This window comes from Paracoccus alcaliphilus (assembly GCF_028553725.1).
In the GTDB taxonomy this organism is placed as follows: domain Bacteria; phylum Pseudomonadota; class Alphaproteobacteria; order Rhodobacterales; family Rhodobacteraceae; genus Paracoccus; species Paracoccus alcaliphilus.
Genome location: NZ_CP067125.1, coordinates 86,408 through 103,647, shown reverse-complemented (window position 1 = coordinate 103,647; position 17,240 = coordinate 86,408). Strand labels below are relative to the sequence as shown.

Annotated in this window: 15 protein-coding genes; 10 read left to right on the top strand and 5 right to left on the bottom strand. The window is 64.4% G+C overall.

Annotated elements, in window-relative coordinates; all coding sequences use genetic code 11:
• The first annotated feature begins 156 nt into the window (after window positions 1-156).
• From JHW40_RS18865 to JHW40_RS18835, 7 genes are read left to right on the top strand one after another with little or no spacing between them, the layout of a single operon-like run.
• On the top strand, window positions 157-945 hold the full coding sequence (locus JHW40_RS18865; RefSeq protein WP_090610901.1) for an ABC transporter ATP-binding protein: 789 nt from the start codon (window positions 157-159) through the stop codon (window positions 943-945).
• On the top strand, window positions 935-2,884 hold the full coding sequence (locus tag JHW40_RS18860) for an AMP-dependent synthetase/ligase (RefSeq protein ID WP_090610900.1): 1,950 nt from the start codon (window positions 935-937) through the stop codon (window positions 2,882-2,884). Before JHW40_RS18865 ends, JHW40_RS18860 begins: the two co-directional genes overlap by 11 nt.
• The gene (locus tag JHW40_RS18855; protein WP_090610899.1) at window positions 2,885-3,763 is read left to right on the top strand and encodes a branched-chain amino acid ABC transporter permease; all 879 of its coding nucleotides are present in this window, start codon (window positions 2,885-2,887) and stop codon (window positions 3,761-3,763) included.
• A gap of 3 nt (window positions 3,764-3,766) precedes the next feature.
• Window positions 3,767-4,840 (top strand): branched-chain amino acid ABC transporter permease, encoded by a 1,074-nt coding sequence (locus tag JHW40_RS18850; RefSeq protein ID WP_090610898.1) that lies wholly within the window; start codon window positions 3,767-3,769, stop codon window positions 4,838-4,840.
• Window positions 4,841-4,877: 37 nt separating this feature from the next.
• On the top strand, window positions 4,878-6,104 hold the full coding sequence (locus JHW40_RS18845; protein WP_090610897.1) for an ABC transporter substrate-binding protein: 1,227 nt from the start codon (window positions 4,878-4,880) through the stop codon (window positions 6,102-6,104).
• Between the two features lie 3 nt (window positions 6,105-6,107).
• Window positions 6,108-6,896, top strand: a complete 789-nt coding sequence (locus JHW40_RS18840) for an ABC transporter ATP-binding protein (protein ID WP_090610896.1) — start codon at window positions 6,108-6,110, stop codon at window positions 6,894-6,896.
• A 12-nt stretch (window positions 6,897-6,908) separates the two neighbouring features.
• Window positions 6,909-8,123, top strand: a complete 1,215-nt coding sequence (locus tag JHW40_RS18835) for a phenylacetate--CoA ligase family protein (protein ID WP_090610895.1) — start codon at window positions 6,909-6,911, stop codon at window positions 8,121-8,123.
• 16 nt (window positions 8,124-8,139) lie between these two features.
• Here JHW40_RS18835 and JHW40_RS18830 read toward each other — a convergent pair whose 3' ends face one another.
• The 5 genes from JHW40_RS18830 to JHW40_RS18810 all read right to left on the bottom strand — a co-directional run bounded on the left by JHW40_RS18830 (window position 8,140) and on the right by JHW40_RS18810 (window position 12,836).
• On the bottom strand, window positions 8,140-9,132 hold the full coding sequence (locus JHW40_RS18830) for a 4-hydroxyproline epimerase (protein WP_090610894.1): 993 nt from the start codon (window positions 9,130-9,132) through the stop codon (window positions 8,140-8,142).
• Complete coding sequence (locus JHW40_RS18825; protein WP_090610893.1) at window positions 9,129-9,986, bottom strand: ABC transporter permease; 858 nt, start codon at window positions 9,984-9,986, stop codon at window positions 9,129-9,131. Before JHW40_RS18825 ends, JHW40_RS18830 begins: the two co-directional genes overlap by 4 nt.
• Window positions 9,986-10,831, bottom strand: coding sequence for an ABC transporter permease (locus JHW40_RS18820; RefSeq protein ID WP_090610892.1), 846 nt, complete (start codon window positions 10,829-10,831; stop codon window positions 9,986-9,988). The genes JHW40_RS18825 and JHW40_RS18820 overlap by 1 nt, the downstream gene beginning before the upstream one ends.
• On the bottom strand, window positions 10,824-11,915 hold the full coding sequence (locus tag JHW40_RS18815) for a quaternary amine ABC transporter ATP-binding protein (protein ID WP_090610891.1): 1,092 nt from the start codon (window positions 11,913-11,915) through the stop codon (window positions 10,824-10,826). The genes JHW40_RS18820 and JHW40_RS18815 overlap by 8 nt, the downstream gene beginning before the upstream one ends.
• A gap of 69 nt (window positions 11,916-11,984) precedes the next feature.
• Window positions 11,985-12,836 (bottom strand): glycine betaine ABC transporter substrate-binding protein, encoded by an 852-nt coding sequence (locus JHW40_RS18810; RefSeq protein ID WP_090610890.1) that lies wholly within the window; start codon window positions 12,834-12,836, stop codon window positions 11,985-11,987.
• A 541-nt stretch (window positions 12,837-13,377) separates the two neighbouring features.
• On the opposite strand from JHW40_RS18810, the gene JHW40_RS18805 reads away from it, so the two are divergent.
• The 3 genes from JHW40_RS18805 (at window position 13,378) to JHW40_RS18795 (ending at window position 17,235) form a co-directional block, all read left to right on the top strand.
• On the top strand, window positions 13,378-14,295 hold the full coding sequence (locus tag JHW40_RS18805; RefSeq protein WP_272849119.1) for a dihydrodipicolinate synthase family protein: 918 nt from the start codon (window positions 13,378-13,380) through the stop codon (window positions 14,293-14,295).
• A gap of 3 nt (window positions 14,296-14,298) precedes the next feature.
• Window positions 14,299-15,807 (top strand): aldehyde dehydrogenase, encoded by a 1,509-nt coding sequence (locus tag JHW40_RS18800; protein ID WP_090610888.1) that lies wholly within the window; start codon window positions 14,299-14,301, stop codon window positions 15,805-15,807.
• 81 nt (window positions 15,808-15,888) lie between these two features.
• Complete coding sequence (locus JHW40_RS18795) at window positions 15,889-17,235, top strand: NAD(P)/FAD-dependent oxidoreductase (RefSeq protein WP_090610887.1); 1,347 nt, start codon at window positions 15,889-15,891, stop codon at window positions 17,233-17,235.
• The last annotated feature ends 5 nt before the right edge of the window (window positions 17,236-17,240 follow it).

Genomic DNA, 17,240 nt, shown 5'->3' with positions numbered 1-17,240 from the left:
CATTCTTTTCGGTTTACCGAAAGAGAAATCTGGTGCTAACCTCTGATTCAAGATCCGGGTCGGAGGAGGAACCGACCAGCAAGACTGTTTGGGAGGACAGCCTATGCGCGGAGTGATCGCGTCCATTACACGTTACGCCCGAATCCGGCCCCGCCGATGACCGGGCAGAACGAGGCCGTTCTGGCCTGTGAAAATGTCGTGCGCCGTTTCGGCGGGGTCGTCGCGTTGAAGAACGTGTCGGTCTCGGTGTCGCGGGGCGAAATCTTCGGGCTGGTGGGGCCGAACGGCTCGGGCAAGACCACGCTGGTCAATGCCGTCACCGGTTTCTATCCGCCGCAGGAAGGCCGCATCTTTCTGAACGGCCAGCAGATCAACGGGCAAAAACCGTTCCGCATCGCCGCGATGGGTGTGGCGCGGACCTTTCAGAACGTCGCGCTGTTCCACGGGATGAGCGTGCTGGACAACATTCTGATGGGCCGGCACATCTATATGAAGCCGAACCCGTTGGCCTCGTTCTTCTATCCGTGGTGGGCGCGCAAGGAAGAGATCGAGCACCGCCGCAAGGTCGAGGAGGTGATCGACCTGCTGCAACTGGCCCCCGCCCGTGACGAGCATGTGGATGTGATCCCGCTTGGCCTGCAAAAGCGGGTCGAACTGGCCCGCGCCCTGTGTGCCGAACCCAAGCTGCTGGTTCTGGACGAACCGATGGCCGGGATGAACCAGGAAGAAAAGGAATACATGGTCCGCTTCATTCTGGACGCGCAAGAGGCTCTGGGCCTGACCGTGCTGATTATCGAGCATCACATGGATGTGGTGACGGCGCTGTGCGACCGGGTGCTGGTGCTGAACAACGGACAGGAAATCGCGCAAGGCCCCGCGCGTGAGACCATCGCCAATCCGCTGGTGGTCGAGGCCTATATCGGAAAGCCACGCAATGCAGCCTGAAACCTTCGACATGGCGGGTGCCGAGGCGCTGCACCCCGAATGGCAACGCGACGACCATATTCTGGCGCGGCTGGCGCAGAACGCCGCCGAATATCCTGATCAGGTGGCGCTGCGCGAACGCGACTGGGGCATCTGGCAGGAATATACATGGCGCGACTATCTGACTGCCGTGACCGAATTCGCCGCCGGGCTGGAGGCGCGGGGCGTCAAACCCGGTGATGTGGTCATGGTGATCGGCGACAACCGCCCGAACCTCTATTTCGGGATGCTGGGCGCGGCCTGCCTGCGTGCCATCCCCTCGCCCGCCTATGCCGATGCCCCGACCGAGGAGCTGGCCGCGCAGATGGAACGCGAAGCGATCCACGTGGCCATCGCCGAGGATCAGGAGCAGGTGGACAAGATGCAGGAGGTGCGCGAGCGTTATCCGGCGCTGGACCTGATCATCTATGACGATCCGCGCGGTCTGGAAGGGCGCGAACCACCGGGCGTCGTGGGCTTTGCCGCGATCCGGGCCGAGGGTGCCGCGCGGCTGAAGGCCGAACCGGGGCTGGCCGATGATCTGCTGCGCCGCCCCTCGGTCCATGATGTCGTCGTGCTGATGCATTCATCCGGCACCACCGGCGCGCCCAAGGGCATCCCGCTGAAGCACGGGCATGTGCTGTCGGGGGTCCGCAACGCCGCCGCCGCCGGATATTTCCAGCAGGGCGAGGTGCATATGGCCTATCTGCCGATGGCATGGGTGGGCGATTTCATCTTTTCCATCGGGGCGGCGACCGAGTTGCGCTTTACCGTGAATATCCCCGAGGCGCAGGAAACCGCGATGCACGATCTGCGGGAAATCGCGCCGACGCTGTATTTCGCCGCGCCGCGTGCGTGGTCGGCCATGCTGACCCGGGTGCAGGTGGGCATCGCCGAGACGACCGGCGTCAAACGCTGGCTGTATAACTGGTTCATGCCCCGCGCGATGGCGGCAGAGCGCGCCAAGCTGGACGGCAAGCCCGTCAATGGCGGGGCGATGCGCTGGCTGGGCGAGATCCTGATCTATGGCCCGCTGCGCGATCAACTGGGGCTGGGCCGGGTCAAGCGCGCCTATACCGCGGGCGAGGCGATTGGCGAGGACGTCTTTCTGTGGTTCCGCGCCCTTGGCCTGAACCTGCGGCAATTCTATGGCCAGACCGAGAATTGCGCGCTGGCCGTGGCGCAGCAGCCCGAGGATATCTCATTGACCACGGTCGGGCGCCCCTTTCCCGGCGTCGAGATGAAGATCGACGATCAGGGCGAGATCCTGCTGCGCGGCGACAATATCTTCGACGGCTATTTCCAGAACCCCAAGGCCAGCGCCGAGGCATTGCAGGACGGCTGGCTGCATACCGGCGATGCGGGCCAGATCGAGCCCGACGGGCAACTGGTGGTGCTGGGCCGCGTCTCCGAGGTGGTGGCCAAGCGCGACGGTACCCGTTTCATCCCGACCTATATCGAGAACCGGCTGAAATTCTCGGCCTATGTCAGGGATGCGGCGGTGATCGGCAAGGATCGCGACATGCTGGTGGCCATCGTCTCGATCGACTTTCAGGCGGTCGGGCAATGGGCGCAGGAACATGGCGTGTCCTATACCTCTTATGCCGAACTGTCGCAGGCGCCGCGCGTATATGAGCTGATCGAACAGGAAATCGCCGCTGTGAACGCGCATCTGCCACATGGCCTGTCGATCGCGCGTTTCGTCAACCTGCACAAGGAATTCGATCCCGACGACGGCGAGGTCACGCGCACCCGCAAGCTGAAGCGCAACGTGATCGACGACCGTTATGGCCCGATCATCGAGGCGCTGAACGACGGCGCGACCGAGATCGATTTCAAGGCGCAGATCACCTATGAAAACGGCCAGACCGGGTCGCTTGACCGGGTTCTGAGGCTGGCCGACGTGAAGGGGGCCGGTTGAATGGCGTATTTTCTGGAACTTCTGATCAGCGGCGCCCTGACCGGGCTGATGTATTCGCTGGTCGCGCTGGGTTTCGTGCTGATCTACAAATCCGCCGGCGTGCCTAACCTTGCGCAGGGCGCGTTGGTGATGGCGGCGGGATATGCCGTGTGGATGGTCATGTCATGGGGGCTGCCGGTCTGGGCAGCGATCCCGCTGGCCGCCGCGATCATGTTCGGCTTTGGCCTCGTGGTGGAACGGCTGCTGCTGCGCCGCATGGTCGGCCAGCCGGTCATCATGGTGGTGATGCTGACGCTGGGGCTGGAGATCCTGCTGCGCGGGCTGGTGCCCGGGATTCTGGGATCCGCGCCCAAGCCGGTCGATCTGGGCATCGGTTTCGCGCCGGTCATCATCGGTGACGTGTTCATCAACCGCACCTCGTTGATCGGCGGCGTCGTGGCGCTGCTGCTGGTGGGCGGATCGCTGCTGTTCTTCCGCACCCGTCTGGGCACCAAGCTGCGCGCTGTGTCCGACGATCACGTCGCAAGCTGGGCCGTCGGCATCTCGGTCGAGCGCGCCATCGGCATCTCGTGGGGTCTGGCGGGGGTTGCCGCCGTGGTCGCGGGGGCGCTGTGGGGATCGTCGCAGGGGGTGGACTGGACGCTTTCCACGCTGCTGTTTCCCGCCGTTGCCGTGGTGATCCTTGGCGGGGTGGATTCGATCCCCGGCGTGGTCGTGGGCGGCATTCTGGTGGGCGTGCTGGGCACGGTCATCCCCGGTTATCTCGACAGCTATGCGGGCGGATCGACGCGCGATGTCGTCACCTCGCTGATCATCCTGCTGACCATCATGGTCCGCCCCTATGGCATCTTCGGCCGCGAAGACATCGAGAGGATCTGAGCCATGTTCTATCGTTTGTCAGGCACCTATCACACCAGCTATGCCTCGGACCGCAAGCTGTGGAAGATCCCGGCGGATCGCTGGCTGGTGATCGCTGTCTTCGTGCTGGCCGTGCTGGCGCCGTTCTATGTCTCGCCGCTCTATCTGGGCAGCTATGTCCTGCCCTGGGTGATCTGGTCGGCGGCGGCGCTGTCGCTGACGCTGCTGATGGGCATGGCGGGGCAATTGCATTTCGGCTTTGCCGCCGTCATGGCGATCGGGGCCTATTCGTCGATCCATCTGGTTCGCTTCGGCGTGCCGTTCGAGATCGCCCTGCTGCTGTCGGGGCTGATCGCGGCGGTGATCGGTGCGATCTTCGGCGGCGCGGCCCTGAGGGTGAAGGGGCTGTATCTGGTGATGGCCACGCTGGCGATGCAATATCTGGTGGATTGGGTGGTGGTGAACGTGCCGGCCATTTCGGGCGGCGCCCATGCCACGCTGCGCACGCCCGCCGTCAGCTTTCTGTTCATGGATATCAGCAGCCTCGCGTCGCGCTATTGGCTGGCGCTTGGCTGGGCGGTGCTGCTGACGGTGTTCTTCATGAACGTCAAGCGCAGTTCTTTCGGGCGGGCGCTGGTGGCGATCCGCGACAAGGATTTCGCCGCCGCCGTGATCGGGGTCGATCCGTTCAGGACCAAGCTGGCGGCCTTCTTCACCTCGTCCTTCATGGGCGGCGTGACCGGCGCGATCCTTGCCTTCTGCTTCTATCGCGCGGTGACGCCGGAACAGTTCGGTTTCAACGTCTCGATCCAACTGGTGGCGATGGTGTTGGTCGGCGGTCTGGGGTCGGTGATCGGGTCCTATCTGGGCGCGGGCTTCGTGCTGCTGGCGCCGATCTTTCTGACCAATTTCATCGCCGCATTGGCCTCGGCGGGCTGGTTTCCGGTCAGCCAGAACTTTCTGTCGCACCTGCCGCTGATGATCTATGGCGCGATGATCATCGGTTTTCTGCTGCTGGAGCCGCTGGGTCTGGCGAAGATCTATGACAACATCCGCAAGTATTTTCTGGTCTGGCCATTCCGTCACGCCAGAAGCTGAACCTCTGGGAGGGGGATCGATAATGGGAGGCAAACACATGAACTGGATGCGCAAACTGGCGCTGACCACCGCGCTGGTCGTGGGTGTCGCGGGGCCGATACATGCCGAGGAAATCAAGTTCGGCCTGCTTCAGGATTTCACGGCGGTCTATACCTTCGTGACCGGGCAGTACAATCAGGGCCAGCGCGACTATCTGACCCTGATCAACGAGGAAGGTGGCATCGACGGCAACACCTTCACCGCCATTGTCCGCGACACCGGCAACCAGCCGCAGCGCGGGATCGAGGCCTATAACCGCGCCAAGGAAGAAGGCGCGATCCTGTTCGATTTCCTGTCCACGCCGGTTTCCGCCGCGATTCTGGATCAGGCCGATGCCGATCAGCGCGTGGTCATCACGCCCGCGCATGGCCGGGGCGACGCATCCGACGGGACGGTCTTTCCCTATATCTTCCCGATGATGGCGACCTATTGGGCGCAGGCGGCGAACCTGATCGAATACATGAAATCCACCGACGGGCTGGAAGGCAAGAAGATCGCGATCGTCCATATAGACAGCCCCTTCGGACGCGAACCCGCCCCGATCCTTCAGGCGCTGTCGGAACAGGAAGGCTTTGAATTTCAGGCGTTCCCCTATGCGTCGCCCGGCAACGAGCAGTCGGCGGCATGGTCCGAGGTGCGCCGCTATCGCCCCGACTACGTCATGATCTGGGGCGCGGGCGGCGGTCAGGCCGTGTCGGTGCGTACCGCGATCCAGAACGGCATCGCGCCCGAGCAGATCTATTCGGTGATCTGGCTGGCCGAAACCGATGCCGCCAATGTCGGCCCGCAGATGACCGGCGTCAAACGCTTCGAGGCGACGGCGGCGGGCACCGATCACCCGATCATCCAGCGCATTCAGGAAAAGGTCATCGCGACCGGCAAGGGCTCGGGCGAGGATGCCAATATCGGCACCAGCTATTACAATCTGGGCGTCGCCACGATGGCCGTCGCGGTCGAGGCCGCGCGTCTGGGTCTGGAAGGCGGCGATGCCCTGACCGGCGAGACGCTGAAAGCCGGGTTCGAGCAGATCGCGGGCTTTGACGCCGAAGGGCTGATGCCGCCGATCACCATCACCGCCGAGGACCATCAGGGCGGCGGCGCGGGCCGCGTGTCGCAATGGGACGGTCAGGCCTGGGTGCCGGTGTCGGACTGGCATGCCGCCTATCCCGAACTGGTGCGCGAGGTGATCGAGGAATCCGCCGCCCATTACGGTCAGGGGAACTGATCCATGCCCGCGCTGACACTCGAAAATATCGAGGTGATCTATGACAAGGTCTTTCTGGCCACCAAGGGCGTGTCGCTTGAGATCGGCGAAGGAGAGATGGTCGCCCTGCTGGGATCGAACGGCGCGGGCAAATCGACGACGCTGAAATCCATCTCGGGGCTTCTGGGCCCCGAGCGCGGGCTGGTCACGCGCGGCGACATCCGCTTTGGCGATCAGTCCATCCTGAACCTGGGTGCGCCCGAGCGGGTCGCGCTGGGGCTGGTCCATGTGCTGGAGGGGCGGCGTGTCTTTGGCCACCTGACGCCGGATGAAAACCTGATCGCGGCCTATCGCGGCCGCAATCTGGGCCGGTTCCACGAGCTGCGCGAACAGGTCTATGCCTATTTCCCGCGTCTGAAGGAGCGGATCAAGTCCAAGTCCGGCTATCTGTCGGGGGGCGAGCAGCAGATGCTGGCCATCGGCCGCGCGCTGATGACCGAGCCGAAGCTGATCATGCTGGACGAGCCGTCACTGGGCCTGTCACCGCTGCTGGTGCAAGAGATCTTCGGCATCATCAGCGAGATCAACGCGCGCGAGAAACTGTCGGTCCTGCTGGTCGAACAGAACGCGGCGGCGACGCTGGACATCGTCAGTCGCGCCTATCTGATCGAGCAGGGGCAGGTCGTCATGTCGGGTTCGGCCGAGGTGCTGAAGGCCAATCCCGATGTGCAGGACTTCTATCTGGGGGGCGCGGATCATGTCGATTATCACGCCGTCAAACACTACCGCCGGCGCAAGCGCTGGCTGGCATAAGAAAGGCGTCGCATGACTGCCCAGCTTTACGACATGGCCGAGGGTCAGGCGCCGGACGCGCGCGAAAACGACCAGCTGGCCCGGCTGAATGCCCAGATCGCCCGGATGCGCGAGGCGCAGCCCTATTGGGCCGAGCGGCTTGAGGGCGTTCTGCCGCTGACCAGCCTTGCCGATCTGGCCGCCCTGCCCGTCCTGCGCAAAAGCGATCTGGTTGAAATGCAGTCCGCGAATGCGCCTCTGGGCGGGCTGAACGGCAATCCGGTGGGCAATCTGCGGCGGCTGTTCGTCTCGCCCGGCCCGATCTTCGACCCCGAGGGGCGCGGGTCGGACTGGTGGGGTTCGGCGCGGGCGCTGCATGCGGCGGGGGTGCGCAAGGGCGATGTGATCCTGAACACCTTTTCCTATCACCTGACGCCCGCCGCCTTCATCTTCGAGGCCGGGGCCGAGGCGATCGGCTGTCCGGTCATTCCTGCCGGGCCGGGCAATACCGCCGATCAGCTGGTGGCGATCGGGCAATACCGCCCGCGCGTCTATGTCGGGGTGCCGGATTTCCTGAAGATCCTGCTGGACAAGGCCGATGAGCAGGGCGTGGACCGGACCTGCCTTCAGGTCGGCATGGTCACCGGGGCCGCCCTGCCCGAATCGCTGCGCGCGGAACTGGCCGGGCGCGGTGTCGCGGTGCGGCAATGCTATGGCACCGCCGATCTGGGCATCGTCGCCTATGAGACCGGCGCGCCCGGCATGGTGCTGAACGAGGGGCTGATCGTCGAGATCGTCCGCCCCGGCACCGGCGAACCCGTCCCCGATGGCGAGGTGGGCGAGATCGTGGTGACGCGGCTTGATCCCGACTATCCGCTGCTGCGCTTCGCGACCGGGGATATGTCGGCGATCCTGACCGGCGCGGCGCAGGACGGACGCAGCAACCGACGCATCAAGGGCTGGATGGGGCGCGCCGATCAGGCGACCAAGATCAAGGGCATGTTCGTGCGCCCCGAACAGATCGCCGCCATCGGCCGCGCGATCCCGGGTTGCCTGCGCCTGCGGCTGGAGGTCAGCCGCGCGGGCGAACAGGACCGCATGCATCTGCTGGTCGAGCATGAGGACAGCAATGTCGTCGCCCCGCTGGCCGAGAAACTGGCCGAGATCACGCGGTTGAAAGGTTCGGTCGAGGTCGTCGTGCCCGGCAGCCTGCCCAATGACGGCAAGGTCATCGCGGATACGCGGTGATCGCCACCGGGGCGGCTCAGGCGATCTGAAAGCCCCGGAACAGCGGATCGCGGTCGTCCACGAAGATCGTGTTATGGCCGATGATCCGCGCCCAAGCGCCAAGGCTGGGGCGGATGCCGGTGAAATCGCCGATGGCGACCTCGGCTTCCACCCGGCCATCGAACACCGTCCCGATCAGGCTTTCGTTGCGATAACGCCCACCCACGGCCAGCCGTCCCTTGCCATGCAGTTGCGCCATGCGCGCCGAGGTGCCGGTGCCGCCGGGGGAACGGTCGATGGCCTTTTCGCCGTAAAAGACCGCGCCACGCCCATCGGCCCGCCCCTTCGGCGCATCGCACCAGATCGCGTGATGCACGCCGCGGATGCGATCATCCAGCGGATGCACCGGGTCGATGACGCCGCGCAATGCCTCTCGCAGTTTCTGGCTGAGAGTGACGATGGCTGCCGCGCCGATCTCCAGCCCCGGCCAGTTCTGCTGCGGTTCGACCACGGCATAGAAATTGCCGCCATAGGCGATATCCACCACCAGCGGCCCGACGCCCGCAACATCGACCGTCAGATCGGCGGCGTGAAGATAGCTGGGCACGTTGAACAGCCGCACCTCGGCCACCCTGTCGCCCTCCATCCGATAGGTCACATCGATTCGGCCCGCCGGGGTTTCCAGCGACAGGGTGCCGGGCATGCGCGGGCTGACCAGCCCTTCCTCGATCAGCACGGTGGACAGGCCGATGGTGCCCGCGTCGCACATCGGCAGGCAGCCGCTGACCTCGATGAACACAACCGCCACGTCGCAATCGTCGCGATGGGGCGGATAGAAGATCGCCCCCGACATCACGTCATGGCCGCGCGGCTCGAACATCAGCGCGGTGCGCATCCAGTCGTGGTCGCGCATGAACAGCGCCCGGCGCTCGGCAATGGGCAGGTGCGGCAGCAGCGGCCCGCCGCCCGCGACGACCCGGACCGGGTTCCCGCAGGCATGGGAATCGATGCAGAAGAAGGTCTTTCTCATGTCGTCCTGACCGTGGGTTTGCGTTTGTATTGCAGTGCGTTGCGCGACAGCCGGTCCAGCAGCAGCGCCACCGCGACGATGGCCAGCCCGGCGCGCAGGCCCAGCCCCATCTCCATCCGGGTCAGACCGCGCGTGACCTCGGCGCCAAGGCCGCCGGCGCCCACCAGCCCGGCCAGAACGACCATCGCCAGCGACAGCAGGATGCATTGGTTCAGCCCGACCAGCAGCGTCGGCATGGCCGAGGGGATCTCGATCTTGAACAGGATGGTGCGGGGCGGTGCGCCGATGGCGGCGCCCAGTTCCTTGAGGTCCTTGGGCACCTGCTTGAAGGCCAGCGTGGTCAGCCGCAGCATCGGCGGGATGCCATAGACGATGGTCGCCATGATCGCCGGCACCCGACCAAGGCTGAAGATCATCACCGCGGGGATCAGATAGACCCAGGGCGGTACCGTCTGCATGATGTCAAGGATCGGCCGCAGCGTGGCCTCGACCCGGGGATGCCGCGCCGCCCAGATCCCCAGCGGAAAGGCGATGACGACCGAAATCGCGACCGAGATGGTGACCAGCGCGATGGTCTGCATGCTGGCCTGCCACAGCCCCATCAGCAGGCCGAAGCCCAGACAGCAGGCCACCAGCAGCGCCAGCCGCCAGCCAAGCGCGATGAAGGTCAGCCCGGCGGCCACGGCGATCAGCCCCGGCGCGGGCAGAAACAGCAGCGCGCCCTCGACCGCTGACAGCATCGTTTCGATGGTGCGGGTGATGGCCGCAAAAAAGCCGTGGAAATTGGCGTTCAGCCAGTCGATCACCGGGGCCAGATGCTTGCCGGGCGAGAATTGCAGGTTCGACAACTCCATCACCGGGCCCCCTGATGCGTGACCGACACGCCCTGCGTGATGCGGTCGATGACCATGCACAGGATGACGATGGCGATGGCCGCGTTGATCGACCTGGCGATATCCAGCGTGCGGATCGCCTCATAGATCGTCTGGCCCAGTCCCCCGGATCCCACGATCCCGGCGATGACCACCATGCCGAAGGCCATCATCAGCCCCTGATTGATCCCCGCCATGATAGAGGGCATCGCGAAGGGCAGCCTGATCTTGGTGAACATCTGCCAGCCATTGATGCCGCTGGCCTGCCCCAGCTCGATGAACTCGGTGGGCGTGCGGCGGATTCCCAGCGAGGTCAGGCGGATCACCGGCGGAACGGCGACGATGATCGTGGCGGCCAGCGCGGTGGCCGAGCCGTAACCCAGCAGCGCGATGGCGGGCAGCAGATAGATATAGGGCGGCATCGTCTGGATCAGGTCCAGCGCCGGTTCCAGCAGCCGGTCCAGCCGGGTGAAATAGCCCGCGACGACGCCGATGGGCAGCGCGACGATCAGGGCGATGGCGGTGGCGCTGACGACAAGGGCGAATGTGTCCATCGTCTCGGACCACATGCCCATCGCCTGGCAGAACAGCAGCCCCAGCGCCGCCAGCAGCCCGAAGCGCGGCCCGACCACCCGCCAGCCCAGCAGACCGGCGATGGCCGAGACCGCCCAGAACGGCGGCCATGTCACGGCGGTCAGGATCAGGTCATAGAACCCCTCCAGCCCGTAACGGATCGCGTCGAACAGGAACGCCGCGTGATCGCCCAGCCAGAACAGCGCGTCGTCGATGATGATGTCGAATCGTTTGACGAAGGCCGCATTATCCATAATGCGCCACCCCGCTGGTATCGCCGGACGCGCCGTTCATTGCCAGCATGATGCCGCGGGTGGTGACGATGCCGACGGTCTGATCCGCCTGCCTGACCGTCAGCGCGTCGCTGTCATGGCGGGTCACAAGGTCGATCAGCTGGCTGATATCGGCCTCGGGCACGGTCTTGGGCAGGGCCGACAGATCCACCTGCGGATGGTCGCGCAGATAGTCCCCGGGCGAGATCATCACCGAATGCGCCTTGACCAGATGCAGCCGCGAAATCCCGGCGACGAAATCCGCGACATACTGATCGGCGGGGTTGAGGATAATGTCCTCGGCGGTGCCGGTCTGGATGATGGCGCCGTCCTTCATGATGGCGATGCGGTCGCCGATGCGGATTGCCTCGTCCAGATCATGGGTGATGAAGACGGCGGATTTGCCCAGTTCCTTGGTCAGCTGGCGGAATTCGTCCTGCAACTGGCGGCGGATCAGCGGGTCCAGCGCAGAAAACGGTTCGTCCATCAGGATGATCTCGGGGTCCGAGGTCAGCGCGCGCGCCAGTCCCACCCGCTGCTGCATCCCGCCCGACAGTTCGGAAGGATAGCGGTCCAGCCATTCGGCCAGCCCGACCTTGGCCAGCGCGGCCCTGGCGGCGGCGTCGCGTTCGGCGCGGCCGACGCCGCGAACCTCCAGCCCGAAGCCGGTATTTTCCAGCACCGTCCGATGCGGCAGCAGCGCGACCGACTGGAACACCATGCCGATATCGCTGGCCCGGACCTCACGCAGCCGGGCGGCATCCAGCCGCGACATATCCTCGCCCTTGACGGTGATCCTGCCAAGGCTTGGCTCGATCAGCCGGTTCAGCATCCGGATCAGGGTCGATTTGCCGGAACCCGACAGGCCCATGATGCAGAAGATCTCGCCCCGCCTGACCTGCAACGATGCCCCGGCGACGCCGACCACGCAGTTATGTTCGCGCAGCACCTCGGCCTTGCTTGCGCCGCGTTCGGACACGGCCCTGATCGCCGCCCCGGCATTGTCCCCGAAGATCTTCCACAGCGAATCGCAATCGATCAGCACGTCAGAGGAATGTGCGTTCATATGGTCCAGTCCTTGTTTCCAACCCGAAAAAGGCCCGCCCGAGAAACGGACGGGCCGGTTGGTCCGGGATCAGTGATCCTTGATGTTCATCCAGCGGGAAATCAGGTCCGAATGCGCCTCGACCCAGTCCGCGACGGCCTCCTCCATGGTCTGGCCATCGCTGACCGCGCCATTGATCGCGTTGATATCGGCCAGTGGCACATAGACGCTTGCGATCACTTCACGCGCTTCGGGGTTTTCGGCCGAGAACCCGGCCTGCCCGATCCAGTAATAGCCTTGCGGCGGCGGGAACACGCCCTGCGGGTCGGTCAGGAACTTGACGTCAAAGCTTTGCATCATCCAGGACGGCTCCCACAGCGTCACGGCGATCCATTCCTGCCGGTCCACCGCCGATTTCAGCGCCGCCGTCATCGCGGCCGAGCTGCCCTCGACCAGTTGAAGGTCCAGATCATAGGCTTCGACCGCGTTCGCCGTGTCGCGCATCAGGCCTGATCCCGGCTCGATCCCTACGATCCGCCCGCCGAACTTGTCGGCATTGGTGTTCAGATCCTCGACCGAGTCGATATCGACATAGGACGGGACCGCGATGCCCTGAAACAGCCCGTGCGACACCGGAGAGATCTTTTCCAGTCGCCGCTTGTTGCGGTCCCAGTAATCCTGCGCGACATAGTCGATCTGCGAGGCGAGGATCTCGACATCGCCCTTGGCCAGCGCGGCATAGGCGATGCCCCATTCCGAAAAGCTGGTCACTTCGACCGTAAAGCCCTTTTCTTCCAGTACCTTCTTGGTGATGCCGGTGATCGGGGTCAGGTCCTCCCATGACAAGGTGCCCATCTTGATGGTCTTGTCCTGCGCCATCCCCGGCAGCGCGGTCATGGCGACCACGGCGGCTGCGCAAAGCGTCTTCCACACGAATTTCATCCGACTTCTCCCCTGTCGATCATGCGCCTGATGCGCGTTCGGCTGGTCGGGGCCAAAGGGGACGGGCAGAGAGGAGGTCCCGGCAATGAATGACCAAGCGTAAAGTATAAGTTTTAACTTTACATAATCGCCAGATGTTGCGGCGTTTTACGCCTTGCGGCTTTGCGCCGGGCCCCCTCCAAGGCCCTTTTTAGCCCGATTCGCACCAGAAACAGCACATGATCAACAGCAATAACGCAGAAATTTTGTTCCAAAAATGTAATATTGCGCCAATTAGCAAGAGATATGCGTCATTCATGCCGGAAACCGCCAAAATGACGGGATCGACGGACATGTCGCCAGTATATAAGTTTTATCTTATGTTATGGCAATGATAATTATCGTTTGCGCCGAATCGGTGCTGGTTGTTGGGATCGCGTGAAATGGGTTCGCCGTCCGGTCGGATGACCTTGGGGGCTGCCGCTCAGGTCGCGACCCGCCGCAGGGGCAGCGGCCCGTTCCAGATGACACGAGTCCGCATGACGTGAGAGGTGATGCCGCGATGACATTCAGAATGACGCTTGAGGGAATTTACACGCCGCTGGTCACGCCGCTGAACGAAGATGGCTCTTTCCACCTCGACAGGCTTGCCGATCTGATCGAGCGGCTGATCGACAAGGGGGTGCATGGGTTGATCTCTGGCGGTTCGACCGGGGAAAACTATGCCCAAACGGTCGAAGAGCGGCTGGAGCTGGCGCGGTTCGTCACCCAGCGCGTCAAGGGCCGTCTGCCGGTGATCGTCGGCACCGGCGCGATGCGCACACCCGACAGCATCGAGCTGGCGCGGGGCGCACGCGAGATGGGTGCCGATGCGCTGCTGCTGGGGACACCGCCCTATTCCGTGCCGACCGAGCATGAAAACGCGCTGAACGCGCTGGCCATCGACCGCGCCGCCGATCTGCCGGTCATTCTCTATAACTATCCCGGCCGCATGGGCGTGCATATGGGCGAGGAGTTCCTGAACCGCGTCGGCCGATCGCGCAATGTCATCGGGATCAAGGAAAGCTCGGGCGATATCAACCGGGTGCATCTGCTGGCGCGGGATTATCCGCATATCCAGATGTCCTGCGGCATGGACGATCAGGCGTTGGAATTCTTTGCCTGGGGCGCGCGCAGCTGGATCTGTGCGGGGTCGAACTTTCTGCCGGAAGAGCATGTATTCCTGTATGAAACCTGCGTTCTGAACGGCGATTTCGTCAAGGGTCGCCGGATCATGTCGGCGATGATGCCACTGATGCGGGTGCTGGAACAGGGCGGCAAGTTCATCCAATGCGTCAAGCACGGCACCACCCTGTCGGGCATCGCCACCGGTCCCATGCGCCCGCCGCTGAAAGGGCTGAACAAGGACGACAAGCGCGAACTGGAACAGGTGATCGCGGTCCTGAAAACCACCATCGCAGATATCAAGGCGGGGAACTGAGCCATGAGCGATCTTCTGACCCAAGGCGAATACGAGGCGCTGGCAAAGTCGGTCGCCCTGCCCTCGAACGCCTTCATCGACGGTGCGTTCCGTCCGGCGCAATCCGGCAGGACCTTTGCCACCACCAACCCGGCCACCGGCGCAGAGCTGACCCGGATCGCCGCCTGCGGACCCGAGGATGTGGATTTCGCCGTCGGCAAGGCGCGTGATGCCTTCGAGGATGGCCGCTGGTCGCGCCTGCATCCGGGCGAGCGCAAGGCCACGCTGCTGCGTCTGGTGCGGCTGCTGCGCCGCAACCGCCATGAACTGGCGGTGCTGGAAAGCATCGACAGCGGCAAGCCGATCTTCGACTGCGAGACCGTGGACATCCCCGAGGCGATCCATTGCCTTGAATGGCATGCGGAACTGGCCGACAAGATCTACGATCAGGTGGCGCCTGCCTCGGACAACCATATCGCCATGATCGTGCGCGAACCCGTGGGCGTCGTCGGTCTGGTCCTGCCGTGGAACTTTCCGCTGCTGATGCTGGCGTGGAAGATCGGCCCGGCGCTGGCCGCCGGCTGCTCGGTCGTGGTCAAGCCCGCCGCCGAGACCACCCTGTCCAGCCTGCGTCTGGCGGAACTAGCCTCCGAGGCCGGGCTGCCCGACGGGGTGCTGAACATCGTCACCGGCTCGGGCGCCGAGGTGGGCGAACCCCTGGGCTGTCACCCGGATGTGGACATGGTCAGCTTTACCGGCTCGACCGTGACGGGGCGTCGGTTCCTGCATTATTCGGCCGATTCGAACCTCAAGGAAGTGGTGCTGGAACTGGGCGGCAAGAACCCCTGCATCGTGCTGGACGATGCCGAGAATCTGGACGTGGTGGCCGCCCATGTCGTTCAGGGCGCCTTCTGGAACATGGGCGAAAACTGTTCCGCCGCATCGCGCCTGATCGTGCAGGCGGGCATCAAGGAACAGCTGCTGGAGCGCGTGCAGGCCCATGCCCGCGAATGGAATCCGGGCGATCCGCTGGACCCCTCGACCCGGATCGGCGCGCTGGTCAGCAAGGCGCATTTCGACAAGGTGGCCTCGTATCTGGAGGTCGCGCAATCGGCCCGGATCGTGATGGGCGGGCAGACCGAGAACGGCACCCATGTCCAGCCCACCATCGTCGAGGTCCCCGGCAACGACCACAAGCTGGCGCAAGAGGAAATCTTCGGCCCGGTCCTGACGGTGATCGAGGTCAACGGCTTTGACGAGGCGATCAGGGTCGCCAATGCGACGGAATACGGGCTGGCGGCCTCGATCTTTACTGCCAATGGCAAGCGGGCGCTGCGTGGGGCGCGGATGCTGCGGGCGGGTACGGTGACGGTCAACAGCTTTGGCGAGGGGGATATCGCGACGCCCTTCGGCGGTTACAAGCAGTCGGGTTTCGGCGGGCGCGACAACGGCATCCATGCGCATGACCAATATACGCAGCTGAAAACCATCTGGCTGGATCTGGCCGATGATGCGGGCGACAGCATAGACTGACCCCCGGCCCAATCGCTGCGACGGTGCAATCGACCGGAGCCGGCATGACGCTGACTCCGGCTGTTTCCCTTGAGGTTCACAATGGCCCAGAAACTCGGCGTCAGACGGTTGCCCCGCCAGACCGGCATCGCCGGATGGGATGCCATCCTTGGGCCGCGCGCCCCCTTTGCCACGTTGGAGGGGCACCGGATATGCGATGTCGTGGTGATCGGCGGCGGATTCGCGGGATTGTCCGCCGTCCGACGCCTGCGGCAACTGGACCCCCGCGCATCGGTCGCGGTGATCGAGGCGGGCGAGATCGGCAAGGGCGCGGCGGGCCGCAATTCCGGCTTCATGATCGACCTGCCGCACGAACTGACATCCGAGGATTACGCCGGTGAAAGCTCTGCCAGCGACCGCTCGCTGATCGAACTGAACCGCCACGCGATCGGTTTCGCCCGGCAGGCGGTCGAGGAATACGCCATCCCCGAGGGCTATTTCCGCCACGAGGGCAAGGTGAACGGCGCCGTCAGCGAACATGCCCATGCCCAGAATGTCGCCTATGCCGCGCATCTGGCCTCATTGAATGAGGGCTGCGAGATGCTGGATGCGCAGGCGATGCAGGCGTTGACGGGGTCGGCGCATTACCGTTCGGGGCTTTACACGCCGGGCACTGTGATGCTGCAACCGGCGGGCTATATCCGGGGGCTTGCGGGCGGATTGTCGCATGGCTGCGCGATCTTCGAAAACAGCCCGGTCTGCGAACTGGTCCAGCAGGATCGAGGCTGGTCGGTGCAGACGTCGCGGGGGCGGATCGATACGGGCGCGGTGATTCTGGCCAATAACGGTCATCTGGAAAGCTTCGGCTTTGCCAAGGGCCGGCTGATGCACATCTTCCTGTTCGCAAGCATGACCGAGGAACTTTCCCCCAACGCCCTGCAACGGCTGGGCGGCGCGACGAACTGGGGGGTTACGCCGTCGGACCCGATGGGCACGACCATGCGGCGGATCTCGGCCGCGCAGGGGGGCAACCGGATCATTACCCGTACCGTGGCGCGGCTGCGGCCAGGCATGGCGGCCTCGGCCGGCGATGTGGCGGCGGCGGCGCGGGTCATGCGTGGCAAGTTCGACAAGCGATTTCCGCAGCTGGCCGATGTCGGGATGGAATATTCATGGGCCGGGCATCTGTGCCTTGCCTATAACGGAACATCCATCGCCGGGCGCATCGACCGGGACCTTTATGCCGCCTGCGTCTGCAACGGGCTGGGCACGACACGCAGCACTCTGGCCGGGATCGCGGCGGCGGAAACCGTGCTGGGCCATCAAGGCGAGGTGACGGATTACTTTGCCGCGCAGCCGATGCCGCAGCGCCTGCCGCCGCGCCCTCTTGCGGAAATCGGCGCAAACCTGTTCATTCGTTGGAAAGAGTGGCGCGCATATAACGAATAGAACCC